Origin of the sequence: Amycolatopsis ponsaeliensis (assembly GCF_030182635.1) — a bacterium.
Lineage (GTDB): Bacteria > Actinomycetota > Actinomycetes > Mycobacteriales > Pseudonocardiaceae > Amycolatopsis > Amycolatopsis ponsaeliensis.
Window position 1 is genome coordinate 1 of record NZ_JAPZLD010000061.1, and the last position, 19,158, is coordinate 19,158.

The window sequence follows — 19,158 nt, forward strand, 5'->3', positions numbered from 1 at the left end:
AACGACCGCCCCCGGATGACCCTCGGCTGGGACAGCCCAGCCGAACGCGTGACACAGTTACTCAACACCGCCCACCAACAGCAATGTTGCAACGACCGCTAGAAACCGCCCGCATAGGGGGGTTAACCCCCGTGACTCCAGGTTTCGAACTGATAACTTGGAGAAACACGATCGAGCGCGGGAGGTGACACGATGAGCTGGATTCTCCTGACGCTAGGGGTTGCGTTCGGTTCCGCCATCGTGCCGCTGATCAACGCCGAAGTGTTCCTGATCGGGCTCTGCGCGAGCCAGCCCGGGCTGCACTGGCTGTGGCTCGGAGCGGCCGTGGCCGGCGGGCAGATCGCCGGCAAGTCGCTCTACTTCCTCGCCGCGCGCGGCACGATCAAGCTGCCGAAGCCGCTGCACGACCGGCTCCACCGCGAGCGGCCGATGACGGAGCGGCGCGTGCGCTGGGAGCTGCGGACCAAGCGGCTGCGCGGCTGGATCGACCGGCTGCGCGAGCGCTGCCACCGGCACCCGCACTGGATGGCGGGGACGTACGGCGTGAGTTCGCTGGTGGGCCTGCCGCCGTTCATGGCGACGAGCGTGCTGGCCGGTGTGGTCCGCATGCGGCTCGTGACGTTCCTGACCACGGGCTTCGCCGGAAGGTGGATCCGCTTCAGCTTGATAGCCGCTTCACCCGCGGTGTTCGCGGGCTGGCTGCACCACTGAGGGAACGTCACCCTCGGGGTGCGTGCCGCCGGTAGACGAGTGGCCCCGCCACCGCCCCGCCGGCCGCGAGCACGAACGCCCACCCGCCGAGCGGCTCGGCCAGCACCGCCACCAGGAAGCAGAACGCCGCGAACCCGCCAAGCCCGCGCAGCAGCCCCCGCATCGTCGCGGCCGCCGCCGGCGGGCCGCCCTGGGCCAGCGCGAACACCGCCACCACGCTCAGCGCGGTCGGGAACGGCGCCAGCACGCCCGTGAGGTCCGGGCCGAGGCGGCCCGCGGCAGTCGTCACGGCCAGCACGAGTCCCGCTGTCACCAGCGCGCGGGCGGGCAGGTCCCACCACGACGGCGTCACCGGCCGCACCTCTCCCGGCAACGGCAGGAGCCGCGTGCCTGCCCAGGCCGCGGCCAGGGCGAGCCCCAGCGCCACCCAGGCCGGGACCGGCGCGAACGAGAGCGCGAGGTCCAGCGACAGGCACACCAGCCAGCCCTGCAGCACCGTGCCCACCCAGCCTCGCGCCCGCGACACCCGCGCGAAGACCACCGCGAACGCGGCCAGCGACACCAGGCCCAGCAGTGATGCCGACGCGGCCCGCGCGACGAACGCCGGGCCTTGCTCGAGGTAGGTGATCAGCAGGATCGGGCCCGCCACCAGCGGCAACGCGACCAGCAGGCCCGTCAGGCCCGGGCCCCAGCGCCGTCCGGCCAGCGACGACCCGACCACCAGCAGCGGCGCCAGGACGAGCTTCAGCAGCAGCGTCACCGGGTCCAGTCTGCCGGATTCAGTGGTCGGCGGCTTCCAGCTCCACGGCCTTCTTCATCGTCTCGCGGGCCCGGCGCCGGTCACCCGCGATGTCGTACGCGTACGCCAGTTTGTACCAGACTCGCCAGTTCTCCTGGTCCGCTTCGACCTCCGCGCGGCGGTCCTGGAACCACGCGTCCGCCGCGTCGCGGTCCACGCGTCCCGAGGGACGGCGCGGCAGGTCCGAAACGTCCGGGAGCGCGCCTTCGCCGTCGAGCCGGCGGGACAGCCGCTGGATCTGGACGCCGTTGCGCCAGGTCACGACGACGATCCAGATCCCCAGGATCGGCAGCAGCAGCACGCCGACGCCCAGCGCGATGCCCGCGCCGGTACCCGACGCGAACAGCGCGAACGCCCGGTCGGCGAGCAGCACCAGGTAGACGACCAGCGCCGCCGTCATCAGCAGCGCGACATTGCGGGCCTTCACAGGTCGAGCACGTTCTCCAGGCCGACCGTCAGGCCGGGCCGCGCCACCACCGTGCGCACGCCGAGCAGCACGCCCGGCATGAACGACGTCCGGTCGAGCGAGTCGTGGCGGATGGTCAGGGTCTCCCCCTCGCCGCCGAACAGGATCTCCTCGTGCGCCACCAGGCCCGGCAGCCGGACCGAGTGCACCCGGACGTCCTCGACCGACGCGCCGCGGGCGCCGTCCAGCTCCGACGTCGTCGCGTCGGACCCCGGCGTCACGCCGGCTTCCGCGCGGGCCGCGGCGATCATCCGGGCGGTGTGCGCGGCGGTGCCCGATGGCGCGTCCGCCTTGCGGTTGTGGTGCAGCTCGATGATCTCGGCCGACGCGTAGAACTTCGCCGCCTGGGCCGCGAACCGCATGGCCAGAACCGCGCCGAGGGCGAAGTTCGGCGCGATCAGCACGCCCAGCGACGGCTTCGGCTCGAGCAGCGCCCGCAGCGCGGCCAGCCGCTCCTCGCTGAAGCCCGTGGTGCCGACGACCGCGTGGATGTCGTGCTCCACCAGGTACTTCAGGTTGTCCATGACGGCGTCGGGGTGGGTGAAGTCGACGACGACCTGAGCCTCGGCCAGCGCCGAGAAGTCGTCGCCCGCGTCCAAAGCGGCGACGACCTTCATGTCGCCGGCGCCTTCGACGGCCTTCACCACCGTCGCGCCCATCCGGCCGCGCGCGCCGAGCACACCGACGTTGATGGTCATGAAGCGATCACCTCGTGCAGATCGTCCGGAAGGTCGTCGGCGTGAGCGTACGGCCCCACGACCGCCGCCGCCGAGACCCCGCCCGGCCGCGCGAACAAAGTGCGAGCGAGCGCACACACCTCTTCGGTGGTGACGGCGTCGATCCGGGCGATCGTCTCGTCGACGCCCAGGTAGTGGCCGTAGTTGAGCTCGCTCTTGCCGATCCGCGACATCCGCGACGACGTGTCCTCCAGGCCCAGCACGATCCCGCCGCGCAGCTGGCCCTTGGCGCGGGCCACCTCGGCGTCGGTCAGGCCGTCGACGCCGACCTTGTCGAGGACCTCGCGGATGACCCCGGCGACGTCGCCGAGCTTCTCCGGCTGGCAGCCCGCGTACACAGCCATGTGCCCGGTGTCGGCGTAGCTCGCGACCGACGAGTACACCTGGTAGGCCAGCCCGCGCCGCTCCCGGATCTCCTGGAACAGCCGCGACGACATGCCGCCGCCGAGCGCCGCGTTGAGCACCGACAGCGCGAAGCGGCGCTCGTCGTGGCGCGACAGCGACCGCAGGCCGAGCATCACGTGCGCCTGCTCGGTGTCGTCGGTGTGCAGGGCGAGCTTCGGGAGCGTCTTGATCCGGGCGCGGCCCTCGCGCGGCGCGACCGGCGTCGCGGTGCCCGCCAGGCGCTCCTTCAAAGCCTTGCGCACCAGGCGAAGCACCTGGCCGTGGTCGACGTTGCCGGCCACCGCCAGGACCATCCGCGGCAGCGTGTAGCGGCGCTTGTAGAAGGTGCGCAACGCCGCCGGCGACATCTCGATGATCGACTTCTCGGTGCCCAGCACCGGGCGGCCCAGCGGGTGGTCGCCGAGGATCGCGCTGACAAACGTCTCGTGCAGCAGGTCTTCGGGGTCGTCGTCGCGCATCGAGATCTCTTCGAGGACGACGCTGCGTTCCATGTCCATGTCGCGATCCGTGCAGAGCGCCTCGAACACGACGTCGGTGACCAGGTCCACGGCGAGCGGGAGGTCGGCGTCGAGCACCTGCGCGTAGTAGCAGGTGTGCTCCTTCGCCGTGAAGGCGTTGAACTCGCCGCCGACGGCGTCGATCTCCTCGGCGATCTGCGTCGCGTCGCGCTTCTTGGTGCCCTTGAACAGCAGGTGCTCGAGGTAGTGCGCGGCACCGGCGACGGCCACCGGTTCGTCGCGGGAGCCGATGCCCACCCACAGCCCGACCGTGGCCGAGCGGGACGCCGGGACGTGCTCGGTGATCACGCGCAGACCGCCGGGCAGGACGCTGCGCTTGACGACCGCACCGTCCGGAGTGGACTCGAGCGTGCGGGTGGTGCCGACGGGCTGCTCGTGCCCGGAAACCTGCCGTGCCATGGGTTCCTTACTCACGATGCCGTTAAGGCCACCTTACGGGCGTCTGACGCCCGTAAGGTGGCCTTAAGGGACCACTACTTCTGCGGTGAAGCTGACTTACTCAGGCGTCGGCCTTCTCGGCCTCGGCCGGCGCGTCACCCTCGGCCGCAGCCGGGGCGTCGTCCTCCTTGACCACGATCAGGCTGATCTTGCCGCGGTTGTCGATGTCGGCGATCTCGACGCGGAGCTTGTCGCCCACGTTGACGACGTCCTCGACCTTGGCGATCCGCTTGCCGTTGCCCAGCTTGGAGATGTGCACCAGGCCGTCCTTGCCCGGCAGCAGCGAGACGAACGCGCCGAACGCGGCCGTCTTCACCACGGTGCCGAGGAAGCGCTCGCCGACCTTGGGCAGCTGCGGGTTGGCGATGGCGTTGATCAGGTCGATCGCCGCCTCCGCCGACGGGCCGTCGGCCGCGCCCACGTAGATCGTGCCGTCGTCCTCGATGGAGATGTCGGCACCGGTCTGCTCGGTGATCGAGTTGATCATCTTGCCCTTCGGGCCGATGACCTCGCCGATCTTGTCCACCGGGATCTTCACGCTGGTGACACGCGGCGAGTACGGGCTCATCTCGTCCGGGCCGTCGATCGCCTCGGCGATGACCTCCAGGATGGTGAGGCGAGCGTCCTTCGCCTGCTTCAGCGCGGCGGCGAGCACCTCGGAGGGGATGCCGTCGAGCTTCGTGTCCAGCTGCAAGGCGGTGATGATGTCCTTGGTGCCGGCGACCTTGAAGTCCATGTCGCCCATGGCGTCCTCGGCACCGAGGATGTCGGTCAGCGCGACGTAGCGCGTCTCGCCGTCGACCTCGTCGGAGATGAGGCCCATCGCGATGCCCGCGACCGGCGCCTTCAGCGGCACGCCGGCGTTGTACAGGCCCATGGTGGACGCGCAGACCGAGCCCATCGAGGTCGAGCCGTTGGAGCCCAGCGCCTCGGAGACCTGGCGGATCGCGTACGGGAACTCGTCACGCTTCGGCAGCACCGGAACCAGGGCGCGCTCGGCGAGCATGCCATGGCCGATCTCGCGCCGCTTCGGCGAACCGACGCGGCCGGTCTCGCCGGTGGAGAACGGCGGGAAGTTGTAGTGGTGCATGTAGCGCTTGTGCGTCTCCGGGGACAGCGAGTCGATCTGCTGCTCCAGGCGAAGCATGTTCAGCGTGGTGACGCCCAGGATCTGGGTTTCGCCGCGCTCGAACAGCGCCGAACCGTGCGCCCGCGGGATCACGGCGACCTCGGCCGCGAGCGACCGGATGTCGGTGAGGCCACGGCCGTCCATGCGGATCTTGTCCGTGAGGACGCGCTTGCGCATGACCTTCTTGGACAGCGCCTTGAACGCGGCGCCGATCTCCTTCTCGCGGCCCTCGAAGGCTTCGCCCTCGCCGACGCCGACCTTCTCCAGGACGGCGGCCTTGACCTCGTCGGTCGCGGCGTCGCGGGCCTGCTTGCCGGCGATCTGCAGCGCGTTCGCCAGGTCGTCGGTCGCGATCGCGGCGACGGCCTCGAAAGCGTCCTGCTCGTAGGGCAGGAAGACCGGGAACTCGCCGGTCGGCTTCGCGGCCACGTCGGCCAGCTTCTGCTGGGCCTCGCACAGCACCTTGATGAACGGCTTCGCGGCCTCGAGGCCCTCGGCGACCGAGACCTCGTCCGGCGCCTTGCCGCCGTCGGCGATCAGGTCGAGCGTGTTCTCGGTGCCCTCGGCTTCGACCATCATGATCGCGACGTCATCGCCGACGATGCGGCCGGCGACTACCATGTTGAACGTGGCCTTCGCGAGCTGCGACCAGGTCGGGAACGCGACCCACTGGTCCTCGATCAGGGCGACGCGCACGCCGCCGACCGGGCCCGAGAACGGCAGGCCGGCGATCTGGGTCGACGCCGACGCGGCGTTGATCGCCAGCACGTCGTACGGGTCGTCCGGGTTCAGGCTCTGGACGGTGATGACGACCTGGATCTCGTTGCGGAGACCGTCGGTGAACGACGGGCGCAGCGGCCGGTCGATCAGGCGGCAGGTCAGGATCGCGTCGGTCGAGGGACGGCCCTCGCGGCGGAAGAACGCGCCGGGGATGCGGCCGGCCGCGTACATGCGCTCCTCGACGTCCACCGTCAGGGGGAAGAAGTCGAAGTGGTCCTTCGGGTGCTTCGACGCCGTGGTCGCCGAGAGCAGCATGGTCTCTTCGTCGAGGTAAGCCACGACGGCGCCGGCGGCCTGCTTGGCCAGGCGGCCCGTCTCGAAGCGGACGGTGCGGGTGCCGAACCGGCCGTTGTCGATCACGGCTTCGGTCTCGTGCACGGTGACTCCGGTGGAGTCGGTCATAGGGTGTTTCTCCTCTTTAGTTCCTTCTATACGGCGCGAGTCTCCCACCCTGGGACCCGTTTCGCCTGAGGACGCTCGAGGAGTGATGCCGGTCTTCGATCGAAGCCCCCGGGACTCTTCCCGGAAGCCACTACCGAGGACCGGCGGACGGTTCCTCGGGCGCGCTCGCGCCGTTTCTTTCTCCTGCTAAACCGAGGGGGAGCGACCGGCGGTCACTCCCCCTCGGGCAACAGCTATCGGCGCAGGCCGAGGCGCTGGATCAGCGCACGGTAACGCTCGATGTCCACCTTCATCACGTAGTTCAGCAGCCGGCGGCGACGGCCGACCAGCAGCAGGAGCCCGCGACGCGAGTGGTGGTCGTGCTTGTGAGCCTTGAGGTGCTCGGTGAGGCCGACGATCCGCTTGGTCAGCAGCGCGACCTGGGCCTCGGGGGATCCCGTGTCCGAGTCGTGCACGCCGTACTCGGCCAGGATCGACTTCTTCTCTTCGGTGGACAACGCCACTTGTATAACTCCTCGAAATGATCAGTGCCGTGCGGCCCCGGACGCGGAATGAACGCCGGGAAGTCGGTCGCGGCCGCCACGGACTGCAGCCGGACCCGGTCATGACGTTACCAGCCGTCCGGACTGTGCCCCTGAGCAGGGCCTTCAGGCGTCGCCGAGCCCGAACGCGCGGGCCACCCGGTAGCGGGTCCCGCCCGGCTCGCGCTCGCTGGTCATCAGCACGGCGTGCGTGGCCGTCCAGCGCCGGCTGGTGAAACCGGCCAACGCCGATGTCCAACGCCCGGCGAGCCCCGGTTCTTCCCGGGGGAACCGCGCCAGCGTCAGGTGGGGCACGTACGGCCTCGCCTCGGCGCCGGCCCCCGCGGCGAGCGCGGGGGGCGTCAGCTCGTCTCCGGCGGCAGTCACCCACAGCCCCCCGGGGAACGCCGCGGCCTTCCCCCGCCGCACGGCGCCGCCCGCCCGCCCGGCCAGCCGCTCCGCCAGCCAGGCGGCGCGGGTGTCCAGGTCGTCCGGCCCGTAGTAGGCGAGGGTGACGTGCCAGCGCTCCGGCGGCTCCCACCGAAGGCCGTCCCCGGGGTCGCCGAGTGTCTCGGCGACCGCTTCGACGACGTCGTCCGGCGGGACCAGCGCGCTGAACAGGGCCGGCATCAGGCGCCGTTGCCCGCCCGGCGCAGCAGGTCGGCGATGGCCGGGAACTCGTCGTCGAGCCGCTTGGCGGCCTCGCCCAGGTCCTCGTCCTCGGCGAGGTCACGCAGGTAGGCGAGGACCTTCTGGTCCTCGTTGACCACCGGGATGTTGTCGCGGCCGACGGTGGGCCGGGAGTCGCGGACGTCCTCCATCGCGGCCAGCATCGCGTCGCGGTTGCCGGCGGCGACCTCGGGCACCAGGATCTTGCGCTCGAGCATGATCATCCTGGCCAGCACGACCGGGTTGCCGATCTTCGCCCGCCGCCCGCTCATCACCTGGCTGAGCATGGGGGCGCTGATCCCGAGGACCTCGGCCAGGAACGCCTGCGAAACGTCGAACGCGACGACGAGGCGGCGCACCCGGTCACCGAGCGGCTCCCCGTACCACTCGCGCTGCAACGCGATGTTCCGCTGGACGATCTTGTGGTCCTCCACCAGTTCCGCTCCCCTAAACCGCTTCGTGCCGCTTGCGCGTGCACCGTCCGTGAGCATCTTGCCATCGCTGTCACGTGCGTGAACGCGAAATCCCCTATTCGCGCCCGGTCGGGGCGTCCGGGGGCATGTCCAGTGCCTTTCTCGTCTCGACGACGTCGTCGTCGATCTGCGCGACCAGCCCGGCCGAGTCGGCGAACCGGACCTGGTCGCGCAGCCGCGTCACGAAGTCGATCGCCACGTGCTGGCCGTAGAAGTCCTCGTCGACGTCGAGGACGAACGCCTCGACGGTCCGCTCGCGCCCGGAGAACGTCGGGTTCGTGCCCACCGAGACCGCGGCGCGCAACCGGCGGGTGCGGTCGGCCGAGCGGGTGAACCAGGCACTGTAGACACCGTCGGCCGGGACGGCGGCGAAGCGCGGCGTCGACAGGTTCGCCGTCGGGTAGCCGAGCTCGTGGCCCCGGCCGTCCCCGCGGACGACGATGCCCTCCAGGCGGTGCGGGCGGCCGAGCGCCTCGGCCGCGGCGACGACGTCGCCGGCGTCGATGCACGAGCGGACGTACGTGCTGGAGAACGTGATCGCCGACTGGTCCTCTTCGGACAGTTCCTTGCCCTGCAGTTCGGCGCCGTAGGCGGCGAAGCCGAACCGGCGGCCGAGGGTGCGCAGCAGCGCGACGTCGCCGGCGGCCTTGGCGCCGAAGGTGAAGTTGTCGCCGACGATCACCGCGGCCGCGTGCAGCCGGTCGACGAGCACCTCGTGGACGAACTCCTCCGGCTGCAGCCGGGACAGCTCCAGGGTGAAGGGCAGCACGCAGAAGACGTCGATGCCGAGGCCTTCGACGATCTCCGCCTTGCGCCGCAACGTGGTGAGCTGCGCCGGGTGGCTCCCGGGACGCAGCACTTCCGACGGGTGCGGGTCGAATGTCACCATGACGCTCGGCAGGCCGCGTTCGGCCGCCGCGGCCACGGTCCGGCTGACCAGCTCCTGGTGTCCGCGGTGGACACCGTCGAACACGCCGATGGTGACCACGCACCGGCCCCAGCCGCCGGGGAGGTCCCCCAGCCCACGCCACCGCAGCACGTCGAACTCCCGTCTCTCACACGCCACCCTAGGCGGGCAGCAACACGACCACTGCCCGGGACACGCCTTCTTCGTCGGTGGCCAGGGCGAGCACCCGGCCGTCGGGCCCGAAGAGCCCGTAGGTGCCCTCGACGCCGGCCGCCGGGATGCGCTGGCCGTGGCGGACGGCTTTCGCCGTCGCGGCGTCGAGGTCGCGCCGCGGGAAGGCCGCGGCGACGGCGGCGTCGAGGTCCAGGCTCAGCTCGGGCGTCTCCTCGAGCTGGTCGAGGGTCCGCGCCCGGGCCAGGGTGAACGGGCCGACCGTGGTGCGCCGCAGCGCCTGGAGGTGGCCTCCGACGCCGAGGTCCGCGCCGAGGTCGCGGGCCAGCGCGCGGACGTAGGTGCCGGACGAGCACTCGACGACGGCGTCGACCTCGACGTGGTCGTCTTCGTGCCGCACGCCGAGGACGTCGAAGCGGTAGACGGTGACCGGGCGCGGCGGGAGGACGACCTCCTCGCCGGCGCGGACGCGGGCGTAGGCGCGCTTGCCGTCGATCTTGACGGCGCTCACCGCGCTGGGCACCTGCTGGATGGCGCCGGTCAGCTTCTCGACCCCGGCGGCGATGTCGTCGTCGGTGACGGACTTCGGGTCCGCCGTCGTGAGGACCTCGCCCTCGGCGTCGTCGGTCGTGGTGCTGCTGCCGAGGCTCAGGGTGGCCAGGTAGGTCTTGCGGTCCAGCGCCAGGTGGCCGAGCAGCTTGGTGGCGCGCTCGATGCCGAGCACCAGCACGCCGGTCGCCATCGGGTCGAGCGTGCCGGCGTGCCCGACCTTGCGGGTGCCCATGATCCGGCGGGCACGGGCGACGACGTCGTGCGACGTCATGCCGGCGGGCTTGTCGACGATCACGAGACCGGGCGGCGGGGCGGGACGGCGGGGCGGTTTGGGGCTCGACACGCGGCAAACCCTAGCGGCCGCCGATCGTGGATCGATCAGGCCGCTCGGCCGGGCCACCATGGGGGCGTGACGGAGATCGAAGTCCGGGCCGCCCGGCCCGCCGAGCTCGAAGCGGTCGCCGCGCTCCGGTGGCGCTGGGTGGCCGAGCGGGACGGCCTGGCCGGCGCCGGCCGCGAGGCGTTCGTGCGGGAGTTCGCCGCGTGGGCGCGGGAGAACGCGGCCACCCACCGCTGCCTCGTCGTGGTGCGCGACCGCCGGGTGCTCGGGATGGCGTTCCTGGCGATCACCCCGCGCGTGCCGACGCCGTCGGCGGTGTCGCGGGCCGCCGGGGACGTGCAGAGCGTGTACGTCGTCCCGGAAGCCCGCGACGGCGGCCTCGGCGGGCTGCTGATCGAAGGCGTCCTGCGGCTGGCCGGGGAGCTGGGGCTGGAGCGGGTCACCGTGCACTCGTCGCCGCGGGCCGTGCCGGCCTACGAGCGGCGCGGGTTCTCGGTGGCGCCGCAGCTGCTGCAGGCGCTGGTCAAGCGGCCACGATCGGGGTCTCGGGCAGAGCGGCGTCCCAGCGGCGGCGGGTGATGCGCACCGGCAGCTCCTCGCCGCGGGCTTCGGCCAGGAACAGGTGGGCGCGCGTCCGGCGCCACCACACGAGCATCCGGGACGTACCCAGCGCCAGGATCGCGACGATCGCCAGCAGCGAGATCCGGAAGCTCCCGCCGGTCCACTGCAGTAGCACGCCGACGAGCAGGGCCGCGATGGTCGTCGCCACGAAACCGCCGACGTTGACCACGCCGGTCGCCGTGCCGACGCGGGACAGCGGGTTGTAGTCGCGGGCGAGCGCGAAGCCGATCATCGACGCCGGGCCGCCGAGGGCGAGGAAGGCGAACGCGGGCACCAGCAGGCCCACCGGCACGTGCCCGGGCCAGCTCAGCAGCACCGCCCAGAGCAGCGCGGCCCCGCCGATGTACCCGCCGACCAGCGGCATCCGCAGCGACGGGCGGCGCCCGATCAAGCCGCCAAGGAAGGGGCCGCCGGCCATCGAGCCGAAGACGAACACGGTGAGCAGCGCGCTCGCGGTGGCCTTCGACTGGCCCTGGCCCTGCACCAGCCAGGGCACGCCCCACAGCAGCGTCAGGGCGTTGGGGGCGAACATCGTGCTGAAGTGGACCCAGAAGCCCAGGCGCGTCCCCGGCGTCCGCCACGCCTCGGCGACCTGGTGGGCGAGCTGGCGCGCGGGGACGGCTTCGCGGACCGGCGGCTGCTCCCCGGCGGGGACGTCGCGGACCCGGAGCGTCACGACCAGCGTGTAGAGGACGGTGACGGCGCCGACCGCGAGGAACGTCGGGGTCCAGCCGGCGCTGTCGAGCACCAGCGAGAGCGGGACGGTGGCGGCGAGGTTGCCGATGTAGCCGACGGCCGCGGTGAACGACGTCAGCAGCGCGTACTGGCGGCCCGGGAAGTGGGCGGCGACCAGGCGCAGCACGCTGACGAAGGTGAGCGCGTCGCCGAGGCCGAGCACGCCGCGGGCGACCAGGCCGAGGCCGTAGGAGTGGGCGATGCCGAGGAGGAGCTGGCCGGCGCCGAGCACCAGCACCGCGACGGTGAGCACGCGGCGGGGGCCGTAGCGGTCGACCAGGACGCCGGTCGGGATCTGCATCGCGGCGTAGACGCCGACCTGCAGCACGGTGAACGTCCCGAGCGCGGCCGCGCCGACGCCGAAGCGCTCGGCCGCCTGCAGCCCGGCGACGCCGAAGGAGGTGCGGTGGAAGACCGCGAGGAGGTAGACGGTGACGGCGGCGAGCCAGATGAGCCAGGACCGGGCGGTGGCGCGGCCGGTGGCGGGCGGCACGAGGACCTCCAGGGATTCGGCGTTGTGGGCGTGTGGACGCCTGCGCTGCCGTCCTTACTACTTGTAGCGCCTAAGCAACGACGAAACATAGCTGTTATCCCGGTGGCGTTCACCACATGGTTGTATCTGAATGTTCTTCACATTCGGGGGTGGTTTCGTGACCGGACTGCACGGGGCGCACGCGGTGATCACGGGCGGGTCCAGCGGGATCGGCCTGGCGACGGCGGCGGCGCTGGCCGCGCGCGGCGCGTCGGTTTCGCTGGTGGCGCGGGACGAATCGCGGCTGCGGAAGGCTTCGGTGTCGCTGAAGTCACGCGGGGCCTCGGTGCGGACCGCCGTCGCCGACGTCTCGTCGCAGGCCGAAGTGGAGCAGGCGTTCTCGGAGCTGGAGGCGTCCGCGGGGCCGTGCGACGTGCTGGTGACGTGCGCGGGCCAGGCGCGTCCGGGCGAGTTCCTGGAACTCGACGACGAGGTCTTCCGGCGGATGGTGGAGGTCGACTACTTCGGGACGCTGCACGCGGTCCGGGCGGTGGCGCCGTCGATGGTCCGGCGACGGAGCGGCTCGATCGTCGCGATCTCGTCGGCGGCCGCGGTGCTGGGGATCTACGGGTACACGGCGTACGCGCCGGCGAAGTTCGCGGTACGCGGGCTGATGGAGGCCCTGCGCGACGAGCTGAACCCGGCCGGGGTGCACGTCGCGTGCGTGTACCCACCGGACGTCGACACGCCGCAGCTGGCGGAGGAGAACCGCTGGAAGCCGGCCGAGACGGCGGCGATCAGCGGCACGATCCGCCCGATGGCGGCCGAGGCCGTGGCGTCGGCGATCGTCCGGGCGGTGGAGCGGGAGCGGTACGCGGTGTACCCGGACCGATCGGTGGCCCTGCTGGCCGCGTTGGGCCCCCTGGCAGCCCCGTTCCTGCGCCGCATGGTGGACCGCCGGGTCCGCCACGCCCGCCGAGCCCGAGCCTGACCCCGGAACTCGCGTGACTGAAGCCGGGACTCGCGTGATTGAGCCCGGAACTCGCGAGTTCCGGACCTGATCACGCGAGTTACGGGCCTGATCACGCGGGTTACGGGTTACGCGGGGCGGATTGCGCCGGTTATCGCCCAGTTTCCGGAGCGCCAGCGGAGGAGCACGAAAGCCAGGCGGAGGACCATGAACAGGGACAGGCCGGTCCAGATGCCCGTCAGGCCCCAGCCGAAGCCCAGGGACGCCCAGATCAGCGGCAGGAAACCCAGCGCCGCGCTGCCGAGGGTCGCGTTGCGGAGGAAGGCCGCGTCGCCCGCTCCCAGCAGGACGCCGTCCAGCGCGAACACCACCCCCGCGATCGGCTGCAGCGCCACGAAGAACCACCACGCGTGCGGGATCTCCGCCAGCACCCCCGGGTCGGACGTGAACGCGTGCGGCAGCACCCACGACAGCGCCGCGAACAGCACGCTGAGGAAGCAGCCCAGCAGCAGCCCGTACCCGGTGATCTGGTTGGCCACCCCGCGCGCCTGCCGCGCCGCGTTCGCCCCCAGTGCCGCCCCCACCAGGGACTGCGCCGCGATCGCCACCGAGTCCAGCACCAGCGCCAGGAACGTCCACAGCTGCAGCACCACCTGGTGCGCGCCCACCGCCTCGGTCGACGTCCGGGCCGCGACGGCCGCCGCCGAGATGAAGCACGCCTGGAACGCCAGGCTGCGCAGCACCAGGTCGCGGCCGAGGCCGAGCTGCGCGCGCATCACCTTGAAGTCCGGCCGCAGGCCGACCTTCTCGCGTACCAGCGCGGCGAAGAACAGCGCCGCCGAGATCACCTGCGCGACGACGTTCGCGATCGCCGAGCCCTCCAGCCCCAGCCCGGCCCAGTAGACCAACACCGGGCAGAGCACGGCCGAAATCCCGTTGCCCGCCAGGACGTACCGCAACGGCTTCGCGGCGTCCTGCACCCCGCGCATCCAGCCGTTGCCGGCCATGGTGACCAGGATCAGCGGCGCCCCGAACAGCGCGATCCGCACCCACGACACGGCCGCGGCCGCGATGTCGTCGCTGCCCGAGAGCACCCGCGTGATCGGCCAGGCCAGCAGCTGCCCGGCGACCAGCACGAAGAGCCCGACGAACACCGCGAGCCACGTCGCCTGCACGCCCTCGCGGACCGCGTCGGCCCGGCGGCCGGCGCCGTGCAGCCGGGCGGTGCGCGACGTCGTGCCGTACGACAGGAACGTCAGCTGGCTCGACACTTGGGCCAGCACGACGCCGCCGAGCGCGAGCCCGGCCAGTGGCAGCGCGCCCAGGTGGCCGACCACCGCGGTGTCGACCAGCACGTACAACGGCTCGGCGGCCAGCACCCCCAGCGCGGGCACGGCCAGGCCGAGCACGCGCTTCGCCGGGATCCGCTCCGCTTCCTCCACGTTCACCACGAACCGGACTCTAACCGCCGGCACCGACAGTTCCGGCTGACGGGAAGCTCACAGCAGCGGGGCCCGTTCCAGCGCCGCCCGCAACCCCGCCAGGACCTCCTCGGCGGTGCCCGCGATCGTGCAGCCCGCGGCCTGCCGGTGCCCGCCGCCGCCGAACTCCGACGCCACCGCGGAGACGTCGATCCCGATGGAGCGCAACGAGATCTGCCACTGCGCCGGATTGGTCAAGTCCTGTTTGAGCACCGCCGCGACGGCCGCCTCGCGCACCGAGCGGACGACGTCGATCACCGACTCGACCTCTTCGCCGCGCACCGTCCGCGCCGCGTCGACGCGGACGACCGCGTGCACGAAACCCCGTCCCTGCGCGGCATCCGGCTCCAGCTCGGCCTCGCGCAGCACGGACGACAGCATCGGCAGCCACGTGAACGGCCGCTCGTCGACGATCCGCCGCACCACCGCTTCGGCGTCGACACCCGCTTCGAGCAGCCGCGCCGCCATCCGGTGCGTCTCGGGACTGGCCCGCCGGAACCCGCTCGTGTCGGTGACGATCCCCGCGTAGATCCCGCGGGCGATCGGCTCGTCCAGCTCGACACCCATCGCGTCCAGGATCCGGAACACGAGGATCGCGCTGGCCTCGGCGGACTCGTCGACGACGTTGCAGGAGCCGTAGAACGTGTTGGTCGCGTGGTGGTCGATCACCAGCACCGAGCCGGCGAGCTCGACGCGCCCGGCGAGCCGGCCCAGCCGCTTCGGCACCGGCGTGTCGACGCACACGAGCAGCGCCTCGGTGTCGGGCAGATCATCCGGGTGGGTGAGCAGGCCGTCCTCGTCCAGCCACCGCAGCGTCTCCGGCGCCTCGTCCGGCTCGCCGAAGGAGACGCGCACCTTCGCGCCGCGCTGGTGGAGTGCCCGGCCGAGGGCGAGCGCGCTGCCGAGGGCGTCCGCGTCCGGGCGGACGTGGCCGAGCACGGTCACGTCGGTGGCCGACGCGAGCAGCGCGGCCGCGTCCCGGATGTCCTGCGCCGAAGTAGGGGTCACGGTGCGTCACGCTACGCTCTGCGGGATGCCTGAGTACGTGATCCTGGTCCACCCGTCCGCCAATCGGGTCTACGCCGCCTCCTCCCCCGCGCTGCTGCGCGCCGAGCTGGCGGTCTTCGGCGCGGCGCTGTCGGCCGAGCTGTCCGGGATCGAGGAGGTCGAGCTCGGCGGCGTCGGCTACGTGCGCTTCACCAGCTCGGCGCCCCTGGGCGGGAGCGACCTCGCCCTGCTGTCGAACCTGTCGTCGCTGTACGCGCTCTTCGAGCTGGGTGACGGCGTCCTGCGCCCGGTCACCGTGACGCCGCTGGCGAAGGCCGACTCGGACCTGCTGACCATCCAGAAGTACGCCGGCAAGACCAACGAGTCGTTCACGAAGCTGCTGCTGAACGTCACGCTGCTGGCCACCGCGGATCCCTTTTCGGGCAAGCCGAAGTACCTGCTCGACCCGCTGTGCGGCCGTGGCACCACGCTCAACCAGGCGATCATGTACGGCCTGCACGCCACCGGCCTGGACGTCGACGCCAAGGACTTCGAGGCGTACGAGGCGTTCATCAAGACGTGGCTGCGGAACAAGCGCGTCAAGCACACCGCCGACTCGGGACAGCTGCGGCGCAACAAGGTCCGGCTCGGGCGCCGGCTCGACATCGAGTACGCGCTGACCAAGGACGACTACAAAGCGGGCGACACCCGCAAGCTCACCTACTTCAACGCCGACACGCTGACCACCGACGAGGTGCTGCGGGCCAACTCGTGCGACGTGATCGTCACCGACGCGCCCTACGGCGTGCAGCACGGCAGCCACCGCGAAGCCGGCCTGCAGCGCAGCCCGCGTGACCTGCTCGCGGCGGCCGTCCCGGTGTGGACGCGGGTGCTGCGCCCCGGCGGCGCGCTCGGGATCTCGTGGAACACCACCGTGCTACCGCGCGAAGAGCTCGTCGCGGTGCTGCGCAAAGCCGGGCTCGACGTCCGCGAAGACGGGCCGTGGGCGGAGTTCACCCACCGGGTGGACCAGGCCATCCTGCGTGACCTGGTCGTCGCCGTGAAGCCCGCCTCCTGACGGAGTCGACAAAGCAACTCAGGACTGGGTGAGCTCGCCCTTGGCCGGTGCCTGCCCGTTGTCCTCCGGGGCGCCGGTGGGCGCCGGCGGCGTGGTCAGCCCCCGCTTCACCGAGTCCAAGATGGACAGACCCTGGCCGACGAGTCCCGCGGCCATCTCGCCGAGGCCGTCGGCGCCGTTGAGGATGTTGACGTTCGCGCCGGCCAGCCCCCGCCCGGCTTCCTTGACGATCAGCGGCAGCTGGTCGATGAGCATCCGGTCGAGCGCGACCCGGTTGTTCGACGCGGCCGCCTCCGCCTGCACGCGCATCTTCTCCGCGTCGGCCAGCGCCAGGATGCGGATCCGTTCGGCCTCCGCGTCGGCCGGCTTGATGACCTCGGCCACCAGCTGCTGCTGCCGCAGTTCGGCTTCGCGCTGGGCCAGCTCGGTCCGCGCGTCGACGACCTGCTGCTGTGCCTTCGCCTGCGCGAGCGGCCCGGCCTGGGCCGCCTCGGCCTGCGCCGCCTCGACTTCGGCGCGGTACTGCGCCTGCACGATCGACGTCTGCCGGGCGTACTCCGCCTGCGTCCGCTGGGACTCCTGCTCGGCCTCGGCCGCCTTCTTGTTCGCCACGGCCTGCGCGATCTGGGCGTCCCGCTGGATAGCGGCGTTGTGCGGCGCGGCCATCGCGGCGATGTAGCCGAGCTTCATGTCGTCGATCGACTGGATCTGCAGCGCGTCGACCGAAAGCCCGATCTTCGCCATCTCCACCGCCGAGCCGTCCAGCACCTCGGTCGCGAGCTTCTGCCGCTCGGTGATGATCTCTTCGACGGTCATCGACCCGATGATCGAGCGCAGGTGACCGGAGAAGATCCGGCCGGTCAGCACCGACATCTGGTCCTGGTCGGAGAGGAACCGCTGGCCGGCGTTGACGATGCTCTCGGTGTCGTTGCCGACCTTGAACGCGATCACCGCCCGCACGGTCAGGGCGATGGCCTGCTTCGTCACGCACACTTCGGTCACTTCGGCCTCACACATGGAAAGCGTGAGGAACCGGACTTTCCGGAAGACCGGCATGACGAACGCTCCGTGGCCGGTGACGACCCGGAACGGCGACGCGCTGTTGCTGTTCTTGCCGCCCGAAATCAGCATCGCTTCGTTGGGGGCCGGCACGCGATAACCGAACATCGACTGTCCTTCCGCGAGCACTAGGAAGTGGGTTCCGAGACGTCCCACGCCACGACGTCGACCGTGCGCCGGCCCCGGGTTTCGACGACCAGCACGGTCGTCCCCTTCGGCAGCTCCGTGTCGGACCAGGCCAGGAAGGTCTCCAGCCCGCCTCTGATCCTGATCAGCACCTCCCCGGGCCCCCGCTGCCCGCGGGTGCCGACCAGGAGGACTCCGGTGCGGCCCGACGGCGACAGGTCGGAGTGCATGTGCCGGCCTCCCTCGCCCGTCCGCCTCGTCGCGGGGTGTCCCCGCTCACCCATTGTGCTCCCGGCGGGCGGGGCGGTGCGGCACTGTGAGGTTCCGATCAGGGGGCAACCGGACGGGCCGCCCGGGCGTGAACAACCCGGGACGCGCGCCGGCTTGGCTATACTCCGGGCCGTGACGGTCGAGCAACGCCCCCTGCGCGCGGACGCCCGGCGCAACCGGGAGGCGCTGGTCGTGGCCGCGCGGGAGGTGTTCGGCGCCAAGGGCGTCGACGCCCCGCTCGACGAGATCGCGCGCCGCGCCGAGGTCGCGATCGGCACGCTCTACAACCGGTTCCCGACGCGGGCCGACCTCGTCGAGGCCGCGTTCCTGCCGACGCTGGAAGAAGCGAAGGCAGTCACCGAAGAAGCCCTCGCCCTCGACGACCCTTGGGACGGTTTCGTGCTCTTCCTCGAACGGTCGGTCCTGATGCAGGTCGGCGACCGTGGTTTCACCGAAGTGTGCTCGCGGGCGTTCGACCCGGCGTCGGGACTGGAGAAGGCCAAGCACGGCAACGCTTCCCGGATGCAGCGGATCGTCGCGCGCGCCCAGGAGGCCGGAGCGCTGCGGCCGGACTTCCGGCTCCTCGACCTGGCTTCCGTGTTCGCCGCCGCCACCGCGGCGCCCGACTGGCGGCGCGGGCTCGCCCTCGTCCTCGACGGCCTGCGCGCGGCCGCCGCGCACCCGCTGCCGTGACCTGGCTCGCGGACACCCGCACGTCCTACGACACGGTGGCGGAAAGCTACGCCGAGTTCATGGCGGATGCGCTCGGCAAGCAGCCGTACCTGCGGGCGGCGCTGACGCTGTTCGCGTCCGAGGTCGACGGGCCGGCGGCGGACGTCGGCTGCGGCCCGGGGTACTTCACGGCGTACCTGCACTCCCTCGGCGTCGACACGTGCGGCATCGACCTCTCCCCGGCGATGATCGACCTCGCGCGCCGGACGCACCCGGGACCGCGGTTCGAGGTGGGCTCGATGACGGACCTGCCCCTGCCCGACGCGTCGATGGCGGGCGTGCTGGCATCCTGGTCGCTGATCCACGTGCCGGACGACGACGTCCCGGTGGCACTCGGGCACTTCCGGCGCGTGCTGCGGCCGGGCGGGCTGCTGGTGATCGGCTACCACGTCGGCGCGGGCACCCGGCTGAAGACCGAAGGCTACGGCGGCCACCCGATGCGGGTCCACATCCACCTGCGGCAGCCGTGGTGGCTGGCGAAGCGGGTACGGGCGGCCGGGTTCACGATCGAGGCGGAGTGGGCGCTGAACCCGGAAAACAAGGTGTCGCAAGCGATCCTGTTCGCGCGCGTCGCGGGTGAGGGCTGAGGCACGCCGCGGTGCCCCAGCC

Annotated in this window: 21 protein-coding genes; 6 read left to right on the forward strand and 15 right to left on the reverse strand. The window is 71.8% G+C overall.

From position 1 onward, the window contains the following. Positions 1-192 precede the first annotated feature (192 nt). Positions 193-711, forward strand: a complete 519-nt coding sequence (locus QQ657_RS49845; protein ID WP_284749476.1) for a YqaA family protein — start codon at positions 193-195, stop codon at positions 709-711. 7 nt (positions 712-718) lie between these two features. Here QQ657_RS49845 and QQ657_RS49850 read toward each other — a convergent pair whose 3' ends face one another. The 10 genes from QQ657_RS49850 to truB all read right to left on the reverse strand — a co-directional run bounded on the left by QQ657_RS49850 (position 719) and on the right by truB (position 10,021). Further along, positions 719-1,471, reverse strand: a complete 753-nt coding sequence (locus QQ657_RS49850; RefSeq protein ID WP_284749477.1) for a hypothetical protein — start codon at positions 1,469-1,471, stop codon at positions 719-721. Positions 1,472-1,490: 19 nt separating this feature from the next. After that, positions 1,491-1,937 (reverse strand): tetratricopeptide repeat protein, encoded by a 447-nt coding sequence (locus tag QQ657_RS49855; protein ID WP_284749478.1) that lies wholly within the window; start codon positions 1,935-1,937, stop codon positions 1,491-1,493. After that, positions 1,934-2,674, reverse strand: coding sequence for a 4-hydroxy-tetrahydrodipicolinate reductase (gene dapB / locus QQ657_RS49860; RefSeq protein WP_284749479.1), 741 nt, complete (start codon positions 2,672-2,674; stop codon positions 1,934-1,936). The genes QQ657_RS49855 and dapB overlap by 4 nt, the downstream gene beginning before the upstream one ends. Next, positions 2,671-4,035: a M16 family metallopeptidase gene (locus QQ657_RS49865; RefSeq protein ID WP_284749480.1), complete on the reverse strand. Its 1,365-nt coding sequence runs from the start codon at positions 4,033-4,035 to the stop codon at positions 2,671-2,673. Before QQ657_RS49865 ends, dapB begins: the two co-directional genes overlap by 4 nt. A 100-nt stretch (positions 4,036-4,135) precedes the next feature. Then, complete coding sequence (locus QQ657_RS49870) at positions 4,136-6,385, reverse strand: polyribonucleotide nucleotidyltransferase (RefSeq protein WP_284749481.1); 2,250 nt, start codon at positions 6,383-6,385, stop codon at positions 4,136-4,138. Positions 6,386-6,618: 233 nt separating this feature from the next. After that, a complete protein-coding gene (rpsO, locus tag QQ657_RS49875) occupies positions 6,619-6,888 on the reverse strand; it encodes a 30S ribosomal protein S15 (RefSeq protein WP_003084034.1) in 270 nt (89 codons plus the stop codon). 144 nt (positions 6,889-7,032) lie between these two features. Continuing rightward, the gene (locus tag QQ657_RS49880) at positions 7,033-7,536 is read right to left on the reverse strand and encodes a 2'-5' RNA ligase family protein (RefSeq protein WP_284749482.1); all 504 of its coding nucleotides are present in this window, start codon (positions 7,534-7,536) and stop codon (positions 7,033-7,035) included. Then, positions 7,536-8,009 carry a helix-turn-helix domain-containing protein gene (locus tag QQ657_RS49885; protein ID WP_284749483.1) on the reverse strand — a complete coding sequence of 158 codons (474 nt, stop codon included), beginning with the start codon at positions 8,007-8,009 and terminating at the stop codon, positions 7,536-7,538. Before QQ657_RS49885 ends, QQ657_RS49880 begins: the two co-directional genes overlap by 1 nt. 94 nt (positions 8,010-8,103) lie before the next feature. Beyond that, entirely contained in the window at positions 8,104-9,087 is a 984-nt protein-coding gene (locus QQ657_RS49890; protein ID WP_284749484.1) for a bifunctional riboflavin kinase/FAD synthetase, read from the reverse strand. Positions 9,088-9,115: 28 nt separating this feature from the next. Beyond that, positions 9,116-10,021 (reverse strand): tRNA pseudouridine(55) synthase TruB, encoded by a 906-nt coding sequence (gene truB, locus QQ657_RS49895; protein ID WP_284749485.1) that lies wholly within the window; start codon positions 10,019-10,021, stop codon positions 9,116-9,118. Positions 10,022-10,087: 66 nt separating this feature from the next. Here truB and QQ657_RS49900 point away from each other — a divergent pair, with 66 nt between their 5' ends. After that, complete coding sequence (locus QQ657_RS49900) at positions 10,088-10,597, forward strand: GNAT family N-acetyltransferase (protein WP_284749486.1); 510 nt, start codon at positions 10,088-10,090, stop codon at positions 10,595-10,597. On the opposite strand, the gene QQ657_RS49905 is transcribed toward QQ657_RS49900, so the two are convergent. Continuing rightward, positions 10,542-11,867, reverse strand: a complete 1,326-nt coding sequence (locus tag QQ657_RS49905; protein ID WP_284749487.1) for an MFS transporter — start codon at positions 11,865-11,867, stop codon at positions 10,542-10,544. The genes QQ657_RS49900 and QQ657_RS49905 overlap by 56 nt on opposite strands. Before the next feature lie 157 nt (positions 11,868-12,024). On the opposite strand from QQ657_RS49905, the gene QQ657_RS49910 reads away from it, so the two are divergent. Further along, positions 12,025-12,837 carry an SDR family oxidoreductase gene (locus QQ657_RS49910; RefSeq protein ID WP_284749488.1) on the forward strand — a complete coding sequence of 271 codons (813 nt, stop codon included), beginning with the start codon at positions 12,025-12,027 and terminating at the stop codon, positions 12,835-12,837. 107 nt (positions 12,838-12,944) lie between these two features. Here QQ657_RS49910 and QQ657_RS49915 read toward each other — a convergent pair whose 3' ends face one another. After that, positions 12,945-14,264 (reverse strand): MATE family efflux transporter, encoded by a 1,320-nt coding sequence (locus QQ657_RS49915; protein WP_284749544.1) that lies wholly within the window; start codon positions 14,262-14,264, stop codon positions 12,945-12,947. 51 nt (positions 14,265-14,315) lie between these two features. Beyond that, complete coding sequence (locus QQ657_RS49920; RefSeq protein ID WP_284749489.1) at positions 14,316-15,305, reverse strand: DHH family phosphoesterase; 990 nt, start codon at positions 15,303-15,305, stop codon at positions 14,316-14,318. A 25-nt stretch (positions 15,306-15,330) separates the two neighbouring features. Between QQ657_RS49920 and QQ657_RS49925 the strand changes: the two genes are divergently transcribed. Further along, a complete protein-coding gene (locus QQ657_RS49925) occupies positions 15,331-16,362 on the forward strand; it encodes a TRM11 family SAM-dependent methyltransferase (RefSeq protein WP_284749490.1) in 1,032 nt (343 codons plus the stop codon). A gap of 18 nt (positions 16,363-16,380) precedes the next feature. Here QQ657_RS49925 and QQ657_RS49930 read toward each other — a convergent pair whose 3' ends face one another. Both QQ657_RS49930 and QQ657_RS49935 read right to left on the reverse strand, forming a co-directional pair. Next, a complete protein-coding gene (locus QQ657_RS49930) occupies positions 16,381-17,529 on the reverse strand; it encodes an SPFH domain-containing protein (protein WP_284749491.1) in 1,149 nt (382 codons plus the stop codon). Positions 17,530-17,549: 20 nt separating this feature from the next. Further along, on the reverse strand, positions 17,550-17,777 hold the full coding sequence (locus QQ657_RS49935; RefSeq protein WP_284749492.1) for an NfeD C-terminal domain-containing protein: 228 nt from the start codon (positions 17,775-17,777) through the stop codon (positions 17,550-17,552). A 172-nt stretch (positions 17,778-17,949) separates the two neighbouring features. Between QQ657_RS49935 and QQ657_RS49940 the strand changes: the two genes are divergently transcribed. After that, entirely contained in the window at positions 17,950-18,510 is a 561-nt protein-coding gene (locus QQ657_RS49940) for a TetR/AcrR family transcriptional regulator (RefSeq protein ID WP_284749493.1), read from the forward strand. Continuing rightward, positions 18,507-19,136: a class I SAM-dependent methyltransferase gene (locus QQ657_RS49945; protein WP_284749494.1), complete on the forward strand. Its 630-nt coding sequence runs from the start codon at positions 18,507-18,509 to the stop codon at positions 19,134-19,136. Before QQ657_RS49940 ends, QQ657_RS49945 begins: the two co-directional genes overlap by 4 nt. Positions 19,137-19,158 lie beyond the last annotated feature (22 nt).